Below are 15,235 nucleotides of genomic sequence, written 5' to 3' on the forward strand. Positions count from 1 at the left end.
GTACGTCATCACAACAATCAGTGCGCCGGACGTCAAACGGTTGAAAATACGGCGGGTCATCGTGCAGCTCCGGTTTGGCTCGTCAGACGGCCGGTTTTGTCATAGGTACGGGTAATCTGGCGCACAAGGTTGCCTTTGTGGTCGCGCACTTCTTCCTTGATCCGGTTGCCGGTGAGGTCGAGCGTATAAATGATGCTTTCGATGCTCTCGTCACGACCGCTGACGACGGAGGTCAGCCGCTGGGCTGCATCGTAGGTATACTTCGTCACGCTGTTGTCGGGGAACGTGACCATCTCGATCTGACCTGAAGGCGTATAGGCGTATGTGGTCGTCTGTGGAGGCTTATTCGCGTCTATGCCGCTTGATACGATTTTCGACTTGACCCATCCGCGCTCGGTGTAGTCCAGCTCTGTCGTGACGCCGTCAGGCGCGCGTATCGTGTGAACCCGGCCGTGGGCATCGTAGCCCCCGTACGTCGTCGCTCTGCCGGCGGCGTTGGTTACCTTTACCAGGTCGCCCGTGGACTCATCATAGTCGTACTTGGTGACGTCGACGATGTCGGTACGCGGACCGGTGACGGTTTCCAATTGCCCCTTATTGTATGTATATGCCCATTTCCGGACGCTTCCCGTCACAGGCGCGTTCACTCCCTGCGCGCCCGTCAGGTCGGTGGTGGCCTGCTCGGTCTTGGTCAGTACATTGCCGGTTTTTACGTCGTACTGGTATTTCGTCATACGCTTGGGTTCGGCGATGGTCTCCGGCATGCTAAGCTCCGCGTGCCATTTGGTCGTGGTTTTACGTGCTGGCGAAGCAAGTGTCTGCGCGGCCAGCAGCGATGTACAATCGCCAGTCGACGCGCCTTCAACACGCGACGTTTCAAGATTGCGCCCAGCCACATATTCGAAGCAGCTGTAATTGTTGTTGAAATCCTTCGTCATTGTGACGTTTCCAACGGTGTCATACTTACGTTCGGCGATCGGGCCGCACTCCAGGCACGGCGCATTGATGGTGGTGGTTTTCGCAACGTTTAGCACATAATCTTTTTGAAAGGTGCTCGCCGACGTCACTGGCTTTTCCCTCGGCCCCAGAAAGTGGATCACTATTGCGAATGGGGGGCCACCCCACTCCGGCTCAGGGACATAGACAACCTTGACCTTGTCGGCATCTTCACCGAGTTGCGATGAAGTCGCCCGCCCGGCACAGTCGTAAGTCCAGCTGATGTGGCGCTCTTCATTTTCATCGACCAGGCCAGTCATCAGGTTTCTAAAAGCCGTGGGGCCAAAACCATTTCCGGTTGTTTTGGTCAAGACTTTGCATTCCTTCTCGTCGTTGATTTGGATTTTGCTCGCTTCGTTATACCAATACGTCTGGCTTTTTCCGTCAGGGTAAGTCACCTTGGTCAGATTGTTGGCCTTGCAGGCGACGGTGGACTCATTGCCTGGAATGCAGCCGCCGGAGGCTCCATCATATTCATAAAGAGTGGATTTACCCGCCGGATCGATCATCTCGGTAATGCGGCCTTTCACGTCATACTTGAACTGAAGCTGGCGTCCCCAATTGTTCGTCACGCAGAGCAGGCGACCGGCGGGGAGTACGTCGTCCGGATGCACACTGGCGCACGCTGGCGCGGCCGATGGAAAATGGCTGACGCTGGTGTTGTTGCTGACGCCGTCGCTATACGTGAATTCTTGCTTGAGGCCGCTGCGTTCCGTTACCGACAACAGCAAACCCTTAACGTCGAAACGTTCCGTGCGGTCATGCTGCGCGCTGGTAAGAATCCACTCTTTTACTGCCAAATTGTCGTCCGCCATGACTGGCGACAGCCTGTCGCACACGTCGGCCGAACTGGTGTATTTGCCGTCGGTGGAACGAGTGAACATCGTTTGCTTGCCGTCGGGGTGGCTGATGGATACCCTGCCTGGGATAGGTTCATCGCTCCGGAAGCCGGACGAGCATTCAAAGGAGCCGTCTTCGGAGACACGCCAGCACGTGTTGCCATTGGCGTACTGCTTTTCCGGCCTGAGCGATTTGTTATACGAATGGGTCCAGCGCACGCCAAATCCACGAATCACAGCGGGGTCCGGATAGGTGGGCGCACTGTTATAGATACGGCTCAGCGTCAGGCTACTCGCGCTTTTCGACGCTTGGTAATCCGTGATGATGTGCCACATATTGCCGGTGGCGGGCTGAATCGGTTGGCCAACGGTCGGTCCTTTCGTGGGTGGACATCCCTCGCCGATATTTTTCCCGTCCGAGTCTTTGTTGGACTCAGGTTTGTCCTCGACACATGCATTTTTCTCAGCGGAATAACGCAACTTGTCCGCTGCGCTGCATCTCACTCGCTCGCGCTTCATAGTAAAGATACCGGGTCCGTATTTCGTCACATTGGTGCATGCGCCCTGGTCCATAGTATAGTAGTAAGCGTCTATCGGCTTGCTTGAATAAGCGGCGTTTCCAGAGGAACTGATAGTTTCAGGTCCATAAATTGATGACGCAGGTGGTACAAAATCCACCTTACAAAGGACATTATTTACGTCCGGGTCTCGTACAAACTTAATCGCCGTTTTTATTGCACCTTCTTCATCCAAGTCACTACTTCCACCAAAAATAGTGTATTTATACGGACCAAAGGTGTCGGGCGTAGGTGCAGGTGCAGGCTCAGCGGCCGGCGCGTGGAGCGTGACGCACAGAAGAATTACAGTGATTATTGCGAAAAAAATGCGGTGGGGCGATAGGCGCAATACGAATGTAGGGCTTGCGAAAGGAAAAGCCATTTCATACCTTTGATTTTTTAAAGTTGCGAGATTATCTCATGCTGCGTCAATACATTTTGAAATCTGACAACAATTTTTGAAAATTAACGTTGTTTTATTGCAACTAATATATGTTGACATGCTGCCTTTTATCACCGCGTTTGACGGGTGGTATCGAACGCACGATCGAAATGCTTCTCATGGATCGGGTGGGGCAGGGCGGTGCGCCGAGTAGGAGAATCGGGCGCTCTTGAATAGTCGGATGTTTGTAGATCGTCGCTATTTAGCGGCTGCTCTTAAACGACAAGGTCCGCAGCAATTGCGGGCAGGCGCTACCACCGGATGGGTATGATTGAGAGTGTAGGCGGCTAGCGAGGGTGAAACACTGGGCTTCGAGCACTCTTCACTTGGCTATCAGCGTCTGCCTACGCCCCCACTCCCGACTTGCTTGCTGCTCTGCGGAAAACGCAGCCGGTAATGTAAGCCTCGCTCGGAGTACTGTCCACCCTCACCAGCCCCCCATCGGCCCCGTCACCAAGTCGTATACGATATGCGCCCCAGCCCGCTGCCGCCATGCCCACGCCACGTCGTGAAAAACGGGTCGAACTGCTTCGCCAAGGTTTGCTGGTCCATGTCGGTGCCCCATCGCTGTATTCGAACCACACTTTCCCGCCGTCCACCTGCACGTCGATCCGAATCGTTCCCGCCTGCTCGCGCGCGTTGCCGTGCACCAGCGAATTGATCACCAGATTGGTCACGATCTGCGACACCGCTCCCGGTAAACTGTTCAGTGCAATATTCTCGGGATAAAAGTCGGCGCGCTTGGCCATGCCGATGGCGCGTTTCTGGATAGTCAAATATTAGTTAGGTCTGGCAGGGGGCGCCGCCGGTACCACCGCCGGTGCCGGCGTAGCCGCCATACGCGGCACCCGCCTTGCCGTTTCGATGCCCTGGTTGAACAGCACCTGGAACGGATTGCCCAGGTAAGGCAACACCATCACGATCACCAGCATGCCCACGCCCAGGGTGATCGGAAAACCAATCCCGAAGATGTTCAGCTGCGGCGCGGCGCGCGTGAGTATCCCCAGCGCGACCTGGGTAATGAGCAGCGCCGCCACGATCGGCAGCGACAAATGCAGCCCGGCGCTGAAAATCAAACCACCCCATTTCGCGATTTCCCATTCCGCCGAAGACGACATCGGCGTGGCCGAAATCGGCATCGTCACGAAACTCTCGGCCAGCGCTTCAAGCAGCACCAGGTGCGCATTCACCGCCAAAAACGCCATGGTCGCGATCAGCGCCAGGAACTGGCTGACAGCCGAGGAGCGGCCCTTGGTGAGCGGATCGAAAAAGCTGGCAAAGCCCAGGCCCATGGTCAGGCTACAGATTTCGCCGGCCATTTCGATGGCGGCAAACACCAGCCGGATGGAAAACCCCATCGCGATGCCGATCAGCATCTCCTGCACCAGAATGAGTAAGCCCGCCATCGACATCGGATCGGCCGCGGGAATAGCGGGAATCGCCGGCGCGATGATGCTCGCCAGAAGTATGCCGAGCGAGATCTTGACCGACACGGGCACGCTGGCATTGCCGAACAGGGGAGCTGCCGTGATCAGGCCGAGGATGCGGGTCAGCGGCCACAACAGGCCGGCGATCCACGCGTTCATCTCGACGCTGGTCAGGGTAATCATGCGGGGGCGGCAGGCAAGGGCGGGGCGCGGATGCGCCTAGCCGACCAGGCCGGGAATGCCGCTGAACACCTGGCGCATGTAGTCGAGCATGACCGCCAGCATCCACGGTCCGGCCACGATCAGGGCGACGAAAATGCCGACCAGCTTGGGGATGAACGACAGCGTCGCCTCATTGATCTGGGTAGCGGCCTGGAAGATACTGACGATCAGGCCGATGATCAGCGCCACCAGCAGCATGGGCGCGGCCACCATCAGGGTTACTTCCATGGCCGTGCGGCCCATTGTCATCACGCTTTCGGGTGTCATGGCGGGCCCTTCCTAATAAAAACTCTGCGCGAGCGAGCCGAGCAGCAACTGCCAGCCGTCGACCAGCACGAACAGCATCAGCTTGAACGGCAGCGAAATGACGGCCGGCGACATCATCATCATCCCCATCGACATCAGCACCGACGCCACCACCATGTCGATGATAAGAAAGGGAATAAAAATGGCAAAGCCGATCTGGAACGCGGTTTTCAGTTCGCTGGTGACGAACGCGGGAATCAGGATGCGCAGCGGAATGTCTTCCGGCCCCTGCAGCGCGGCCGAGCGTGAAATCTTGACGAACATGGCCAGGTCGGCCTGGCGCGTCTGGCGGATCATGAAGGTTTTCAGGGGCGCCACCGCCTTGTCCACGGCTTCGCCCATCTGGATCTTGTTTTCCTGCAGCGGCTGGTATGCCTCCACATATATCTTGTCGAACACCGGACCCATCACGAACAGGGTCAGGAACAGCGCCAGCCCGACCATGACCTGGTTGGGCGGGGCCGACTGGGTGCCGATCGCCTGGCGCAGCAGCGACAGCACGATGATGATGCGGGTAAAACTGGTCATCATCAGCAGCACCGCCGGCAGGAACGACAGCGCCGTCATCAGCAGCAGCGTCTGGACCGGCAGCGAGTACGCCGTGCCGCCGCCCGGGGCCGGCGTGCTGGTGAAGGTCGGGATGCCCGGCGCGGCGATTGCCAGCGCCGGCAGGCACAGCGCCAGCAGCGGCAGCCAGCGGCGCGCGCGGCTCAGGGGCGCAGAAGAAGGCGGCTTAGCGTCCATTGCGTTTGTCGATGGTCTGTTTCAGCCACTCGGCAAAGGTGCCCGATGCCGGGCCGTTGGCCAGCACCGCCGGGCCGCCGGGGGGCGTTTCCTGCTTCGGCATGGTGGCCAGCGCGTTGATGCGGCCGGGCGAGGCGCCCACCACGATCCACTGGTCGCCCACCTCGACCACGATGATGCGTTCGCGCCCACCCAGGCTGAGGGCGCCGACGGTGCGCATCTGGGCCGCGCCGGCGGCGGCTTGGGGACCGTAGCGTTTCATGAACCAGACCATGGCGCCCAGCAAGGCCAGCACCAGGGTCAGGGCGAAAATCGTTTGCAGCAGGTTGCCGGCCGATGGACCCGCCATCGGACCGGGCGCCGGCTGCACGGCGGCTGCGGCAGGAGCCGTCACTGGCACCGCGGCCGGGGCGGCAAGCGCGAGACTGGCCTGCGCTTCGGCGGCGGCAGGAACCGCTGCCGCCGGAGTGGAGACGTAAGGTACAGGAACCGAAGCGGCAGGAGCCGACGCAGCAGGAACCGAAGCGGCCGGAGCCGAAGCAGCAGGAACGGAAACGGCCGCCTGTGCGGCGGCCGGACCCGGCGCCAGGCTGCACGCCAGCGCCACGGCGGCAAGCAGGCGGGCCGTCATTTATTCAGTTTTCGAATCCGTTCGGACGGCGTGATGATGTCCGTCAGCCGAATACCGAATTTATCGTTCACCACCACCACCTCGCCCTGGGCGATCAGGCAGCCGTTGACCAGCACGTCCATCGGCTCGCCCGCCAGTCCGTCGAGCTCGACCACCGAACCCTGGGCCAGCTGCAGCAGGTTCTTGATGGCGATCTTGGTCCGTCCCAGCTCGACCGTGAGCTGGACCGGGATATCGAGGATGAAGTCGATGTCGTTCGGCGTGTCGGGCTTGGTGCCCTTGTTGGAAAAATCCTTGAACACGGCCGCGCTGGCGGCCTGGCTTTGCAGCGCGTCGGCTTCCGCCTTGGCCTGCTCGGCGATGGCCGCGCCCCAGTCGTCATCCATTGCATCATCTTCGAGATTATCGGCCATATTGCCCTCCTAAATTATTTGGTGTCCGCATTGGCGAGCAGTTTCTCGACCTTGAGCGCGTACTGTCCGTTGAGCACGCCGTAAGTACAATCCATCACCGGCACGCCGTCGACGGTGGCCTGGATCTGTTCGGGCACGTTGAGGGCGACGATGTCGCCCACCTTGAAATTGAGAATCTCGTCGAACGAGGCGCGCGCGGTGCCCAGCACGGCCACCAGCTCGACTTCGGCGATCTGGATCTGCTGGGTCATCAGGCGGATCCAGCGCTTGTCCACTTCCAGGGCCTCGCCCTGCAGGCTCGAGGTAAGGGTGTCGCGGATCGGCTCGATCATCGAATACGGCATGCAGATGTGAATCTGGCCGCTCACCGAGCCGAGCTCGATGGTGAACGTGGACGACACCACCACCTCGTTCGGGGTGGCGATATTGGCGAACTGGGTATTCATCTCGGAACGGATGTACTCGAACTCGACCGGATACACCGGTTCCCACGATTTCGCATACGAATCGAACACGATATCGAGGATGCGCAGGATGATGCGCTGCTCGGTCTGGGTAAAGTCACGGCCCTCGACCCGGGTATGGAAACGCCCGTCGCCGCCGAACAGATTGTCCACCAGCAAAAACACCAGGCCCGGATCGAACACGATCAGGGCCGTGCCGCGCAGCGGCTTCATGTGCACCAGGTTCAGGTTGGTCGGCACCACCAGGTTGCGGATGAATTCGCTATATTTGGAGACCCGCACCGAGCCGACCGACACCTCGGCGCTGCGCCGGATGTAGTTGAACAGGCCGACCCGCAACAGACGCGCGAAACGCTCGTTGATGATTTCGAGCGTCGGCATGCGCCCGCGCACGATCCGTTCCTGGGTCGCCAGGTTGTAAGTACGTACGCCCGTGTTGTCTTCGGGCGCGGAAGCTTCGTCCTGGTCGCCGTTGACGCCCTTGAGCAGGGCATCGACTTCTTCCTGCGAGAGAAAATTATCGGCCATGGCGGATCATTGGGACTGGATGATGAACTGGGTGAACATGACTTCGTTCACTTCCTGCGGCTCGTCGTGCTCGGCGAAGGGCTTCTTGAGCGCTTCGAGAATTTCCTCGGCCAGCTTGTTCTTGCCTTCCACCGTCTTCACGTCCGACGCTTTCTTGGCCGACAGCAGCAGCAGCACGCGGCTGCGCACCTTGGGCATGTTGGCCTTGATCAGGTCGGCCTGCTCCTGGCCCAGCATTTCGAGCGTGATCGTGGTTTGCAGCATGTTTTCTTCTTCACCGTCCGGTTGCAGATTGACGGTAAATACTTCGAGCGGGGCGAACACCGGCGGCGCCTGCGCCTTGGCCTTTTTCTTTTTCTTGCTTGGCTTGGCGGTTTCCTCGGCTTCTTCGCCGCCCTTACTCTGCGTGAAATACCAGCCCGCACCGCCGCCGCCCAGCACAAGCACGGCCACGATCGCACTGATCATGGCCATTTTCTTCGACGGCGGCTTGGCGGCCGCATCAGGGGGGGCTGCAGCTTTCATGTTTGCTTTCGCTTTCAAGGTACCTCAAGACGGCGTCGGTGGATCATGCCTGCATTATGTCATTATCGCGAAGAAATGAGCGGGCGCATGTGTGGAAAACAGGGCCGAACCCGGCCCAACTCGTGGCTAGCTATCGACAGCCGATCCGCTTTTCATTCGCGGCGCATGCTTCGCGCCGGGAAGGCCAGGCAGTTCGGCAAGTTCATGCCGCGCCATCAGGCGAAGGTGTCGACCATCCCCAGCTGTCCACCCTGGACCGGGGCCTTGGCGGCCAGGCGCTCGTTGGCGTCGGCCGCGCTGCCGTTGACCGGGCCGCGCACGCCGTCCGCGCCACCGCTGCCGCCCGCCGTGGCACGTTCGCCCTGGTCCTGGCGCTGTTCCGGCATGCCGGCGTTGACGCTGGCGTTGCCCAGCGAAATGCCGCTCTCGTCCATCATCTCGCGCAGTTTCGGCATGGCATTCTCCAGCGCCTGGCGCACTTCCAGTTCGCCCGAGGAGAACGTCACGCTGGCGTTGTCGCCGCTGACGTTGAGCACCACCTGGACCGGACCCAAGTCGGGCGGGTTCAGCGTCAGGGTCGCGCTTTGTTCCTTGCCGGCCACCATCCAGACGATTTTCTGGCCGACCTGGTTGTCCCAGGCCGGGGTGCCGACACGCGCCGACAGCTTGTCGGCGCCGCCATTGGCCGCCTGCGCCAGGCCGACCGCGGCCTGCTGCAGCGGGGCGCCGACCGGTGTCGGTTCGATCGCCGTGGTGTCCGTCGTTGCCGCCTCGGGCAGCTCGCGCGCGGCGGGAGCGATGCGCGCAGCCTCGGTTTGCAGGGCGGCCGTTTGCAGCGCCGGCGCGCTGCCTTGGGCCTGGGTGGTGTCGGCGGCGGCGCTGGCGCCGGCCGCGCGCGGCATGGCGCCTTCGAGCATGGCGCGCAGCTCGCCCAGCGCTGCGCCGTCGGTCTCCATCGCCGCTTCGGTCGGCAAGCCCATCGCGCCGACAGCGGGCGGGGTAGGGGCGCCGTCGACGGTCGGGAAGCGGCCGGCCGCGGCCAGGGCCGGCGCGGTGAAGGCGGCCAGCGCGGCATCGGCCGCCAGGCCTGGATCGGCGGCGGCGGTGGTGGCGCTGCGGGTCGCGGCCAGGGTGCTCCAGGCCGGATCGGTGGCCACCGGCGCGGCGGCCGCTTGCGCCGGCTGGGTCAGGCTGGCGACCAGGGCCAGCATGTCGGTCAGGGGCAGTTCGGCGCGCGCCGCGGCTGCGGCGGCGCTGTCGGCGGCAGCGGCCGCGGCGGCCGCGCTATCGTCGGTCGCCGGGCTGTTGCCGCTCTCGCCGGACTGGTTGTTGCTGGCATTGCCGGCAGCCGCTGCGTTCGGCCGGGCGGGCGCGGCGTCCGGGGCGGGCGCGCTGGCCTGCTCCGCCTTGGCCCCCTGTTCCGGACGCGGCGCCTGGGCTTTTTCGGCCGGGCGCGGCGCTGCGGGCTTGGCGCTCGCGCCCGCCGGTGGCTGCTGGGTCATGCTCTGGCGCTGCGCGATTTCGCGCGACAACGTCTGGCCGAACTGGACCGCCGGCGCCGCGGCGGCGGCATTGCTGCGCGCCGGTGCCGGCGTAGCGTTCAGGGAAGCCAGTGGCTGCGAAATGGGAGTAGTGGACATGGCGGGCGATCGGTTGGTTATGACAGGGTGCATCAACGTTTGTAATAAGCCTGGCGGGCGGCGTGTTCATCCATCTGTTTCTGGTCGCGCTTGTTTTCCAGGCGCAGTGCTTCGGTCGCCGCGCGCTCGTTCAGGGTGCGGTACGACACCCGTTTGCGCTCGCTGGCCTGCCACAAGCCCTTTTCCACCGCACTGCGATGGTGCGCATGCTTGACGATCTCGCGCTGGCCCATGATGGCATGCTCCAGCTTGCCGATGAAGGCGATGAAATTGGCGTACGCCATCGGCGTGATGCCGCTGCGCTGGGCCGCGTCCAGCTTTTGCGCGTAATCTTCCAGATAGCCCAGCAGCATCTGCAGCTTTTGTTCGGTCTCTTCCGCCGCCTTGATCGCCACCCCCAGCCGCTTGGCGGCATCGTCGGTGTCGCGCTGGGCGAGTTCGAGCAGGGTATCGAGGACGGTTTGTTTTGCCATAATGCATCATTATAGGCATCCCGAACCCTGTTCCATCACGAGAATAGAGAGGTCAATTCGGCCAAGCTCTGCGGCATGCCGACGTTATCCGTGATCTCCTGGCACAGGAACGCTTCGATTTTGTCGTTCAGGGCGATGGCCTGGTCGAGCACCGGGTCGGTGCCGTGGGCGTAGGCGCCGACCGTGATCAGGTCGCGCGAGCGCTCGAAGCGCGAATACAGTTGCTTGAGGCGGCGCGCCGCGTGCTGGTGGGCGGTGGTGGTGATCGTGTGCATGGCGCGGCTGATCGACTGTTCGATGTCGATGGCCGGATAGTGCCCGGCCTCGGCCAGGCGCCGGTTGAGCACGAAGTGGCCGTCCAGGATCGCGCGCGCCGAGTCGGCGATCGGGTCCTGCTGGTCGTCGCCCTCGGTGAGCACGGTGTAGAACGCGGTGATCGAGCCGCCGCCCACCAGGCCGTTGCCGGCCCGTTCCACCAGCACCGGCAGCTTGGCGAAGACCGACGGCGGATAGCCCTTGGTGGCGGGCGGTTCGCCGATGGCCAGCGCGATTTCGCGCTGGGCCATCGCGTAGCGGGTCAGCGAATCCATGATCATGAGCACGTTCTTGCCCTGGTCGCGGAAATGTTCGGCAATCGCCGTGGTGTAGGCCGCGCCTTGCAGGCGCATCAGCGGCGGGGTGTCGGCCGGCGCCGCCACGACGGCTGCCCGCGCCAGGCCTTCCGGTCCGAGGATGTGTTCGATGAATTCCTTGACCTCGCGGCCCCGTTCGCCGATCAGGCCGACCACCACCACGTCGGCCTTGGTGAAGCGCGCCATCATTCCCAGCAGCACCGATTTGCCGACGCCGGACCCTGCGAACAGGCCCAGGCGCTGGCCGCGGCCGACGGTGAGCATGGCGTTAATCGCCCGGATGCCGACGTCGAGGGTTTCCACGATGGGGGCGCGGTCGAGCGGATTGGCGGGGCGCACGTTGATCGGGCCGCTGTCTTCGGTGAGCAGGGGGCCCAGGCCGTCGAGCGGGCGCCCGGCGCCGTCCACCACCCGGCCCAGCAAGCCCATGCCTACCGGCAAGTGGCGCGCGCGGTCGCTCGGACGGCGCCGTGGGTGCGGTACCGTGCCCGGACGCGGCAAGGTCGCCTCGACCGGCAGCACCTTGGTGCCCGGCACGATGCCTTCGACATCGCTTTGCGGCATCAGGAACAGGCGGTCGCCGTCGAAGCCGACCACTTCCGCTTCCACGCGCGCGCCGTTGGGCATCGGGATGGTGCAGGCGCTGCCGACGGCCAGCTTGAGGCCCACGCATTCCATGACCAGGCCGGCCACGCGCGTGATGCGGCCCGACACCTGCTGCGGCTCGACGAAGCCGACCAGGGTGCCGCAGTCGCGCAGGTAGGACGACCAGCGGGCGGTATGTCGGTCAACAGTGCGGTCGGGGGCGGTCATCGGTCCAGCCACTCGACGTCGTTCTTGCCGAGCGCGTGGGCCAGGCGCTGCCAGCGCACCTCGACCTGGGCATCGATCTGGTTGCTGGCGGTATCGATCTTGCAGCCGCCGCGGCTGATATGGGCGTCGTCCGCCACGCGCCAGCCGCCTTTGTCGAGTTCCTCGCCGATGGCGTCGCGCACCAGGCGCGCATCGTCCGGGTGCAGCATCAGCACGGCCGGCTGCTGCAGCACCGGCAGGTAAGAGATGGCGTCGCGTATCACCGGGATGATCAGCTCGGGCTTGACCCCGAGCGCGCTGCGCAGCATGTTCTTGGCCAGGTGCAGGGCCAGTTCCAGCATGTCGTTGGCGATGGTCTCGTCGGCCTGCGTGAGCGCCTGCGCGAAGGTGGCGGCGATCGATTGCAGGTTGGCGATCTCGCCCGCGCTTTCCTCGCGCCCGAGCGCGAGCGCGTCGGCGTAGCCGGCCGCGTGGCCCGCCTCGTAGCCTTCCAGGCGCGCCTGCTCGCGGATGGCGGCCAGTTCGTCCTCGGTCGGCCAGGCTGGCGCGGGCGGCTCGTCCGGCAGCGCTTCCGGCTGCGGTTCGGCCGGAAGATAGACCGGTTCCGGTTCCGGAACGCGGTCGAAGGAATTCATTTCCCAGCGCTGGTACGCGGTTTGCAGTTCTTTCGGAAGGGTAGCCATCAGACGAAGGAATCCTCACCTTTGCCGAGCACGATCTGGCCTTCGTCGGACAGGCGGCGCACGATCTGCAGGATTTGTTTTTGCTGCGTTTCGACTTCGGACAGGCGCACCGGCCCTTTCGATTCGAGGTCTTCGCGCATCATTTCGCCGGCGCGCGCCGACATGTTGCGGAAGATTTTCTCGCGCAATTCCTGCGAGGCGCCCTTGAGCGCCATGATCAGCATTTCGGACTGCACTTCGCGCAGCAGCAGCTGGATGCCGCGGTCGTCGATATCGATGATGTTATCGAACACGAACATTTCGTCCATGATCTTCTGGGCCATATCGTTGTCGTAGTTCTTGATGTTGTCCATCACCGAACCCTCTTGCTCGCCGCTCATGAAGTTGAGGATTTCGGCCGCCGCGCGCACGCCGCCGAGCGAGGATTTCTTGATGTTTTCGTTACCCGACAAGAGCTTGGTGAGCACGTCGTTCAGTTCGCGCAGCGCGGCCGGCTGCACGCCGTCGAGGGTGGCGATGCGCAGCACCACGTCGTTGCGCAGGCGGTCGGTGAAGTTGCCCAGGATTTCGCAGGCCTGGTCGCGCTCCAGGTGGACCAGGATGGTGGCGATGATCTGCGGGTGCTCGTTGCGGATCAGTTCCGACACCGACGAGGCGTCCATCCACTTCAGGCTTTCGATGCCCGAGGCATCCTTGCCGCCCAGGATGCGCGACAGCAGCACCGACGCCTTGTCGTCGCCCAGCGCCTTGGTCAGCACCTGGCGGATGTATTCGTCCGAATCGAGGCCGACGGTGGAGGTCAGTTCGGTCTGTTCGCGGAACGATTCGAGCACCCCGACCACCTGCTCGTGCTGCACGTTCTTCATCGTGGCCATGGCCGCGCCGAGCTTGAGCACTTCGCGCGGGCCGAGGAAGCGCATCACCTCGGCCGCCTCGGACTCGCCGATGGCCAGCATCAGGATGGCTGCCTTCTGGATTCCATTATCATTCATTTGTACCTACCCATGCCTTGATGACGTTTGCGACGATGCGCGGATCTTCCTGCGCCAGTTTCTTGGCCAGCGCCAGGTTGGCCCGGTAGCTGTGGTCCTGCTGCGATTCGGCCTGGGCTTCGGCTTCCTGCTCGGCCGCGGCGGCGTCGGCTATGGCTGCCTGTTCGGCCGCCTTCTCTTCCTCGGTGGGGGTCGGCTCGGGCGGCAGTTCGTGGGCCTTGTCGAACTTGGTCATGACCGGGCGCAGCATCGGCCGCAGCAGGCGGAAGTACAGGAAAGCGATGATCGCGAACACGAACAGGTACTTGGCGACATCCTTGGCCAGCGGCAGGTTGGCCGGGTCGCGCCACCAGTCGAGCGTGGCGGCCGGCACATCCGGCTTGTCGACGCCGTCGAAAGGGGCATTGGTCACGTTGAGCGTGTCGCCGCGGGCCTGGGAGTAACCCATCGCTTGCTTGACCAGCTCGTTGATCTGGGCCACCTGGGCGGCCGGCAGCGGGGTTACCGTGACCTTGCCGGTCCTGGCGTCGACCGAGCGGCGGTGGTTGACCAGCACGCCGACGGTCAGGCGCTTGATCAGGCCCATCGGACGCTGCTCGTAGCGGATGGTCTTGTCGACTTCAAAATTGGTGGTGGTGTCCTTGCGCGTCGGGCCGGTGGTGGTCACCGGCACGGTGCCGGGCGCGCCGGTGGCGGTCAGGGGCGCGGTGTTCAGGCCTGGCGGCTGGTTGGTCAGCGCGCCCGGCACGCCGGACGCCACGGTGGTGCCGGGGCCGTTCGCTTCCGAGGTTTGCTGGCTGCGGATCGATTGCGGCTCCGGCGGCGAGTTCGGCTTGTAGACTTCGGCGGCGGTGTCGACCTGGGCGAAGTCGATGTCGGCGGTCGCTTCGGCGCGTACATTGCCGGGGCCGACCAGCGGCGAGATCAGCGACTCGACCTGCTTGATGATGTTCTTCTGGACCGCTTCCACGTACTTGAGCTGGTTCGGATCGAGCTTGCGCGCGTTGCCCGATTTGTCCGGATCGGACAGCAGGTTGCCGGCCTGGTCGACCACGGTCACGTTCGAGACCGGCAGTTCCGACACGCTCGAGGCCAGCAGGTGGACGATGGCGTTGACCTGGGCCTGGTCGATGACGCGGCCGGTTTGCAGGTTCAGCAAGACCGAGGCGGTCGGCTTTTGCTGCTCGCGCACGAAGACCGACGGTTTCGGCAGCGCCAGGTGCACGCGCGCCGAGCTGACGGCGGCGATCGATTCGATCGAGCGCGCCAGTTCGCCTTCGAGCGAGCGCTGGTAATTGACTTGTTCGTGGAACTGGGACACGCCCAGTTTCTGGTTTTCCATCAGCTCGAAGCCGACCGTGCCGCCCTTGGGCAAGCCCTGGGCAGCCAGCTTCAGACGGATGCCGTGCACCTGCTCGCTGGGCACCAAGATGGAGGCGCCGCCGTCGGAAAACTTGTAGGGCACCGCCATCTGGTCGAGCGAAGCCATGATGGCGCCGCCATCCTTGTCGCTGACATTGGTAAACAGGACACCGTATTCGGTGCGCTGGCTCCACATCCAGACGCCCAGCATCAACGCCAGCACCGCCGCGATGCCGAGACCGCGCAGGAAATTCTTTCCGAGCGGGGTCTGCAGGAACGTTGGCGGAGGCGTTTCCGGGATATCGACGAGTTCTTCTGCGGTTGCAGCTGCCATAGTGGGGGTGTCCGACGGGCTAGGCCCAAACTGGTAGGAATTTCCCAAACCTGCGCAAAGGCTGGGGCTCAGACTCCATTATGTGGGGCAGGGCCCCCGGTCAAAGCATCGAACAGAGCGCGCTTTTGGCCCCTGCTCGCGGGGCCGGCGCGCCACCCGGGTGCTATTCTGGCACCCTGACTTCGCTGGTATACATATTGTACTCGCGAGAT

The 15,235-nt window shown here is 63.1% G+C and carries 15 protein-coding genes; all 15 read right to left on the minus strand.

Features of this window, described 5'->3' with window-relative positions; translation table 11 throughout:
- Positions 1 to 56: 56 nt before the first annotated feature.
- The 15 genes from RBA41_RS24600 to fliF all read right to left on the minus strand — a co-directional run bounded on the left by RBA41_RS24600 (position 57) and on the right by fliF (position 15,023).
- On the minus strand, positions 57 to 2,588 hold the full coding sequence (locus tag RBA41_RS24600) for a DUF6531 domain-containing protein (RefSeq protein ID WP_306626869.1): 2,532 nt from the start codon (positions 2,586 to 2,588) through the stop codon (positions 57 to 59).
- A 590-nt stretch (positions 2,589 to 3,178) separates the two neighbouring features.
- The gene (locus RBA41_RS24605; RefSeq protein ID WP_306626870.1) at positions 3,179 to 3,610 is read right to left on the minus strand and encodes a hypothetical protein; all 432 of its coding nucleotides are present in this window, start codon (positions 3,608 to 3,610) and stop codon (positions 3,179 to 3,181) included.
- A 3-nt stretch (positions 3,611 to 3,613) separates the two neighbouring features.
- Positions 3,614 to 4,444, minus strand: coding sequence for a flagellar biosynthetic protein FliR (gene fliR, locus RBA41_RS24610; protein ID WP_306626871.1), 831 nt, complete (start codon positions 4,442 to 4,444; stop codon positions 3,614 to 3,616).
- Between the two features lie 36 nt (positions 4,445 to 4,480).
- Complete coding sequence (gene fliQ / locus RBA41_RS24615) at positions 4,481 to 4,750, minus strand: flagellar biosynthesis protein FliQ (RefSeq protein WP_167088009.1); 270 nt, start codon at positions 4,748 to 4,750, stop codon at positions 4,481 to 4,483.
- Positions 4,751 to 4,762: 12 nt separating this feature from the next.
- Positions 4,763 to 5,533 (minus strand): flagellar type III secretion system pore protein FliP, encoded by a 771-nt coding sequence (fliP, locus tag RBA41_RS24620; RefSeq protein WP_306626872.1) that lies wholly within the window; start codon positions 5,531 to 5,533, stop codon positions 4,763 to 4,765.
- Positions 5,523 to 6,164, minus strand: coding sequence for a flagellar biosynthetic protein FliO (fliO, locus tag RBA41_RS24625; protein WP_306626873.1), 642 nt, complete (start codon positions 6,162 to 6,164; stop codon positions 5,523 to 5,525). Before fliO ends, fliP begins: the two co-directional genes overlap by 11 nt.
- Positions 6,161 to 6,577 (minus strand): flagellar motor switch protein FliN, encoded by a 417-nt coding sequence (gene fliN, locus RBA41_RS24630; RefSeq protein ID WP_054264145.1) that lies wholly within the window; start codon positions 6,575 to 6,577, stop codon positions 6,161 to 6,163. The genes fliO and fliN overlap by 4 nt, the downstream gene beginning before the upstream one ends.
- A 14-nt stretch (positions 6,578 to 6,591) precedes the next feature.
- Positions 6,592 to 7,569, minus strand: a complete 978-nt coding sequence (gene fliM / locus RBA41_RS24635; protein WP_054264144.1) for a flagellar motor switch protein FliM — start codon at positions 7,567 to 7,569, stop codon at positions 6,592 to 6,594.
- Positions 7,570 to 7,575: 6 nt separating this feature from the next.
- The gene (gene fliL / locus RBA41_RS24640; RefSeq protein ID WP_306626874.1) at positions 7,576 to 8,094 is read right to left on the minus strand and encodes a flagellar basal body-associated protein FliL; all 519 of its coding nucleotides are present in this window, start codon (positions 8,092 to 8,094) and stop codon (positions 7,576 to 7,578) included.
- 215 nt (positions 8,095 to 8,309) lie between these two features.
- Positions 8,310 to 9,734 (minus strand): flagellar hook-length control protein FliK, encoded by a 1,425-nt coding sequence (locus tag RBA41_RS24645; RefSeq protein ID WP_306626875.1) that lies wholly within the window; start codon positions 9,732 to 9,734, stop codon positions 8,310 to 8,312.
- A gap of 32 nt (positions 9,735 to 9,766) precedes the next feature.
- Positions 9,767 to 10,207 carry a flagellar export protein FliJ gene (gene fliJ / locus RBA41_RS24650; protein WP_306626876.1) on the minus strand — a complete coding sequence of 147 codons (441 nt, stop codon included), beginning with the start codon at positions 10,205 to 10,207 and terminating at the stop codon, positions 9,767 to 9,769.
- A 35-nt stretch (positions 10,208 to 10,242) separates the two neighbouring features.
- On the minus strand, positions 10,243 to 11,652 hold the full coding sequence (gene fliI, locus RBA41_RS24655; protein ID WP_306626877.1) for a flagellar protein export ATPase FliI: 1,410 nt from the start codon (positions 11,650 to 11,652) through the stop codon (positions 10,243 to 10,245).
- Entirely contained in the window at positions 11,649 to 12,335 is a 687-nt protein-coding gene (locus RBA41_RS24660; protein WP_306626878.1) for a flagellar assembly protein FliH, read from the minus strand. Before RBA41_RS24660 ends, fliI begins: the two co-directional genes overlap by 4 nt.
- Complete coding sequence (fliG, locus tag RBA41_RS24665; protein WP_126075345.1) at positions 12,335 to 13,327, minus strand: flagellar motor switch protein FliG; 993 nt, start codon at positions 13,325 to 13,327, stop codon at positions 12,335 to 12,337. Before fliG ends, RBA41_RS24660 begins: the two co-directional genes overlap by 1 nt.
- Entirely contained in the window at positions 13,320 to 15,023 is a 1,704-nt protein-coding gene (gene fliF, locus RBA41_RS24670; protein WP_306626879.1) for a flagellar basal-body MS-ring/collar protein FliF, read from the minus strand. The genes fliG and fliF overlap by 8 nt, the downstream gene beginning before the upstream one ends.
- Positions 15,024 to 15,235 lie beyond the last annotated feature (212 nt).

Origin of the sequence: Massilia scottii (assembly GCF_030846495.1) — a bacterium.
Classification (GTDB): domain Bacteria; phylum Pseudomonadota; class Gammaproteobacteria; order Burkholderiales; family Burkholderiaceae_D; genus Telluria_A; species Telluria_A violaceinigra.

Bases quoted from the DNA above. Each gene is read 5' to 3' on its own strand.
- fliR (WP_306626871.1), bottom strand. From the start codon at position 4,444: ATGATTACCCTGACCAGCGTCGAGATGAACGCGTGGATCGCCGGCCTG.
- fliQ (WP_167088009.1), bottom strand. From the start codon at position 4,750: ATGACACCCGAAAGCGTGATGACAATGGGCCGCACGGCCATGGAAGTA.
- fliP (WP_306626872.1), bottom strand. From the start codon at position 5,533: ATGGACGCTAAGCCGCCTTCTTCTGCGCCCCTGAGCCGCGCGCGCCGC.
- fliO (WP_306626873.1), bottom strand. From the start codon at position 6,164: ATGACGGCCCGCCTGCTTGCCGCCGTGGCGCTGGCGTGCAGCCTGGCG.
- fliN (WP_054264145.1), bottom strand. From the start codon at position 6,577: ATGGCCGATAATCTCGAAGATGATGCAATGGATGACGACTGGGGCGCG.
- fliM (WP_054264144.1), bottom strand. From the start codon at position 7,569: ATGGCCGATAATTTTCTCTCGCAGGAAGAAGTCGATGCCCTGCTCAAG.
- fliL (WP_306626874.1), bottom strand. From the start codon at position 8,094: ATGAAAGCTGCAGCCCCCCCTGATGCGGCCGCCAAGCCGCCGTCGAAG.
- RBA41_RS24645 (WP_306626875.1), bottom strand. From the start codon at position 9,734: ATGTCCACTACTCCCATTTCGCAGCCACTGGCTTCCCTGAACGCTACG.
- fliJ (WP_306626876.1), bottom strand. From the start codon at position 10,207: ATGGCAAAACAAACCGTCCTCGATACCCTGCTCGAACTCGCCCAGCGC.
- fliI (WP_306626877.1), bottom strand. From the start codon at position 11,652: ATGACCGCCCCCGACCGCACTGTTGACCGACATACCGCCCGCTGGTCG.
- RBA41_RS24660 (WP_306626878.1), bottom strand. From the start codon at position 12,335: ATGGCTACCCTTCCGAAAGAACTGCAAACCGCGTACCAGCGCTGGGAA.
- fliG (WP_126075345.1), bottom strand. From the start codon at position 13,327: ATGAATGATAATGGAATCCAGAAGGCAGCCATCCTGATGCTGGCCATC.
- fliF (WP_306626879.1), bottom strand. From the start codon at position 15,023: ATGGCAGCTGCAACCGCAGAAGAACTCGTCGATATCCCGGAAACGCCT.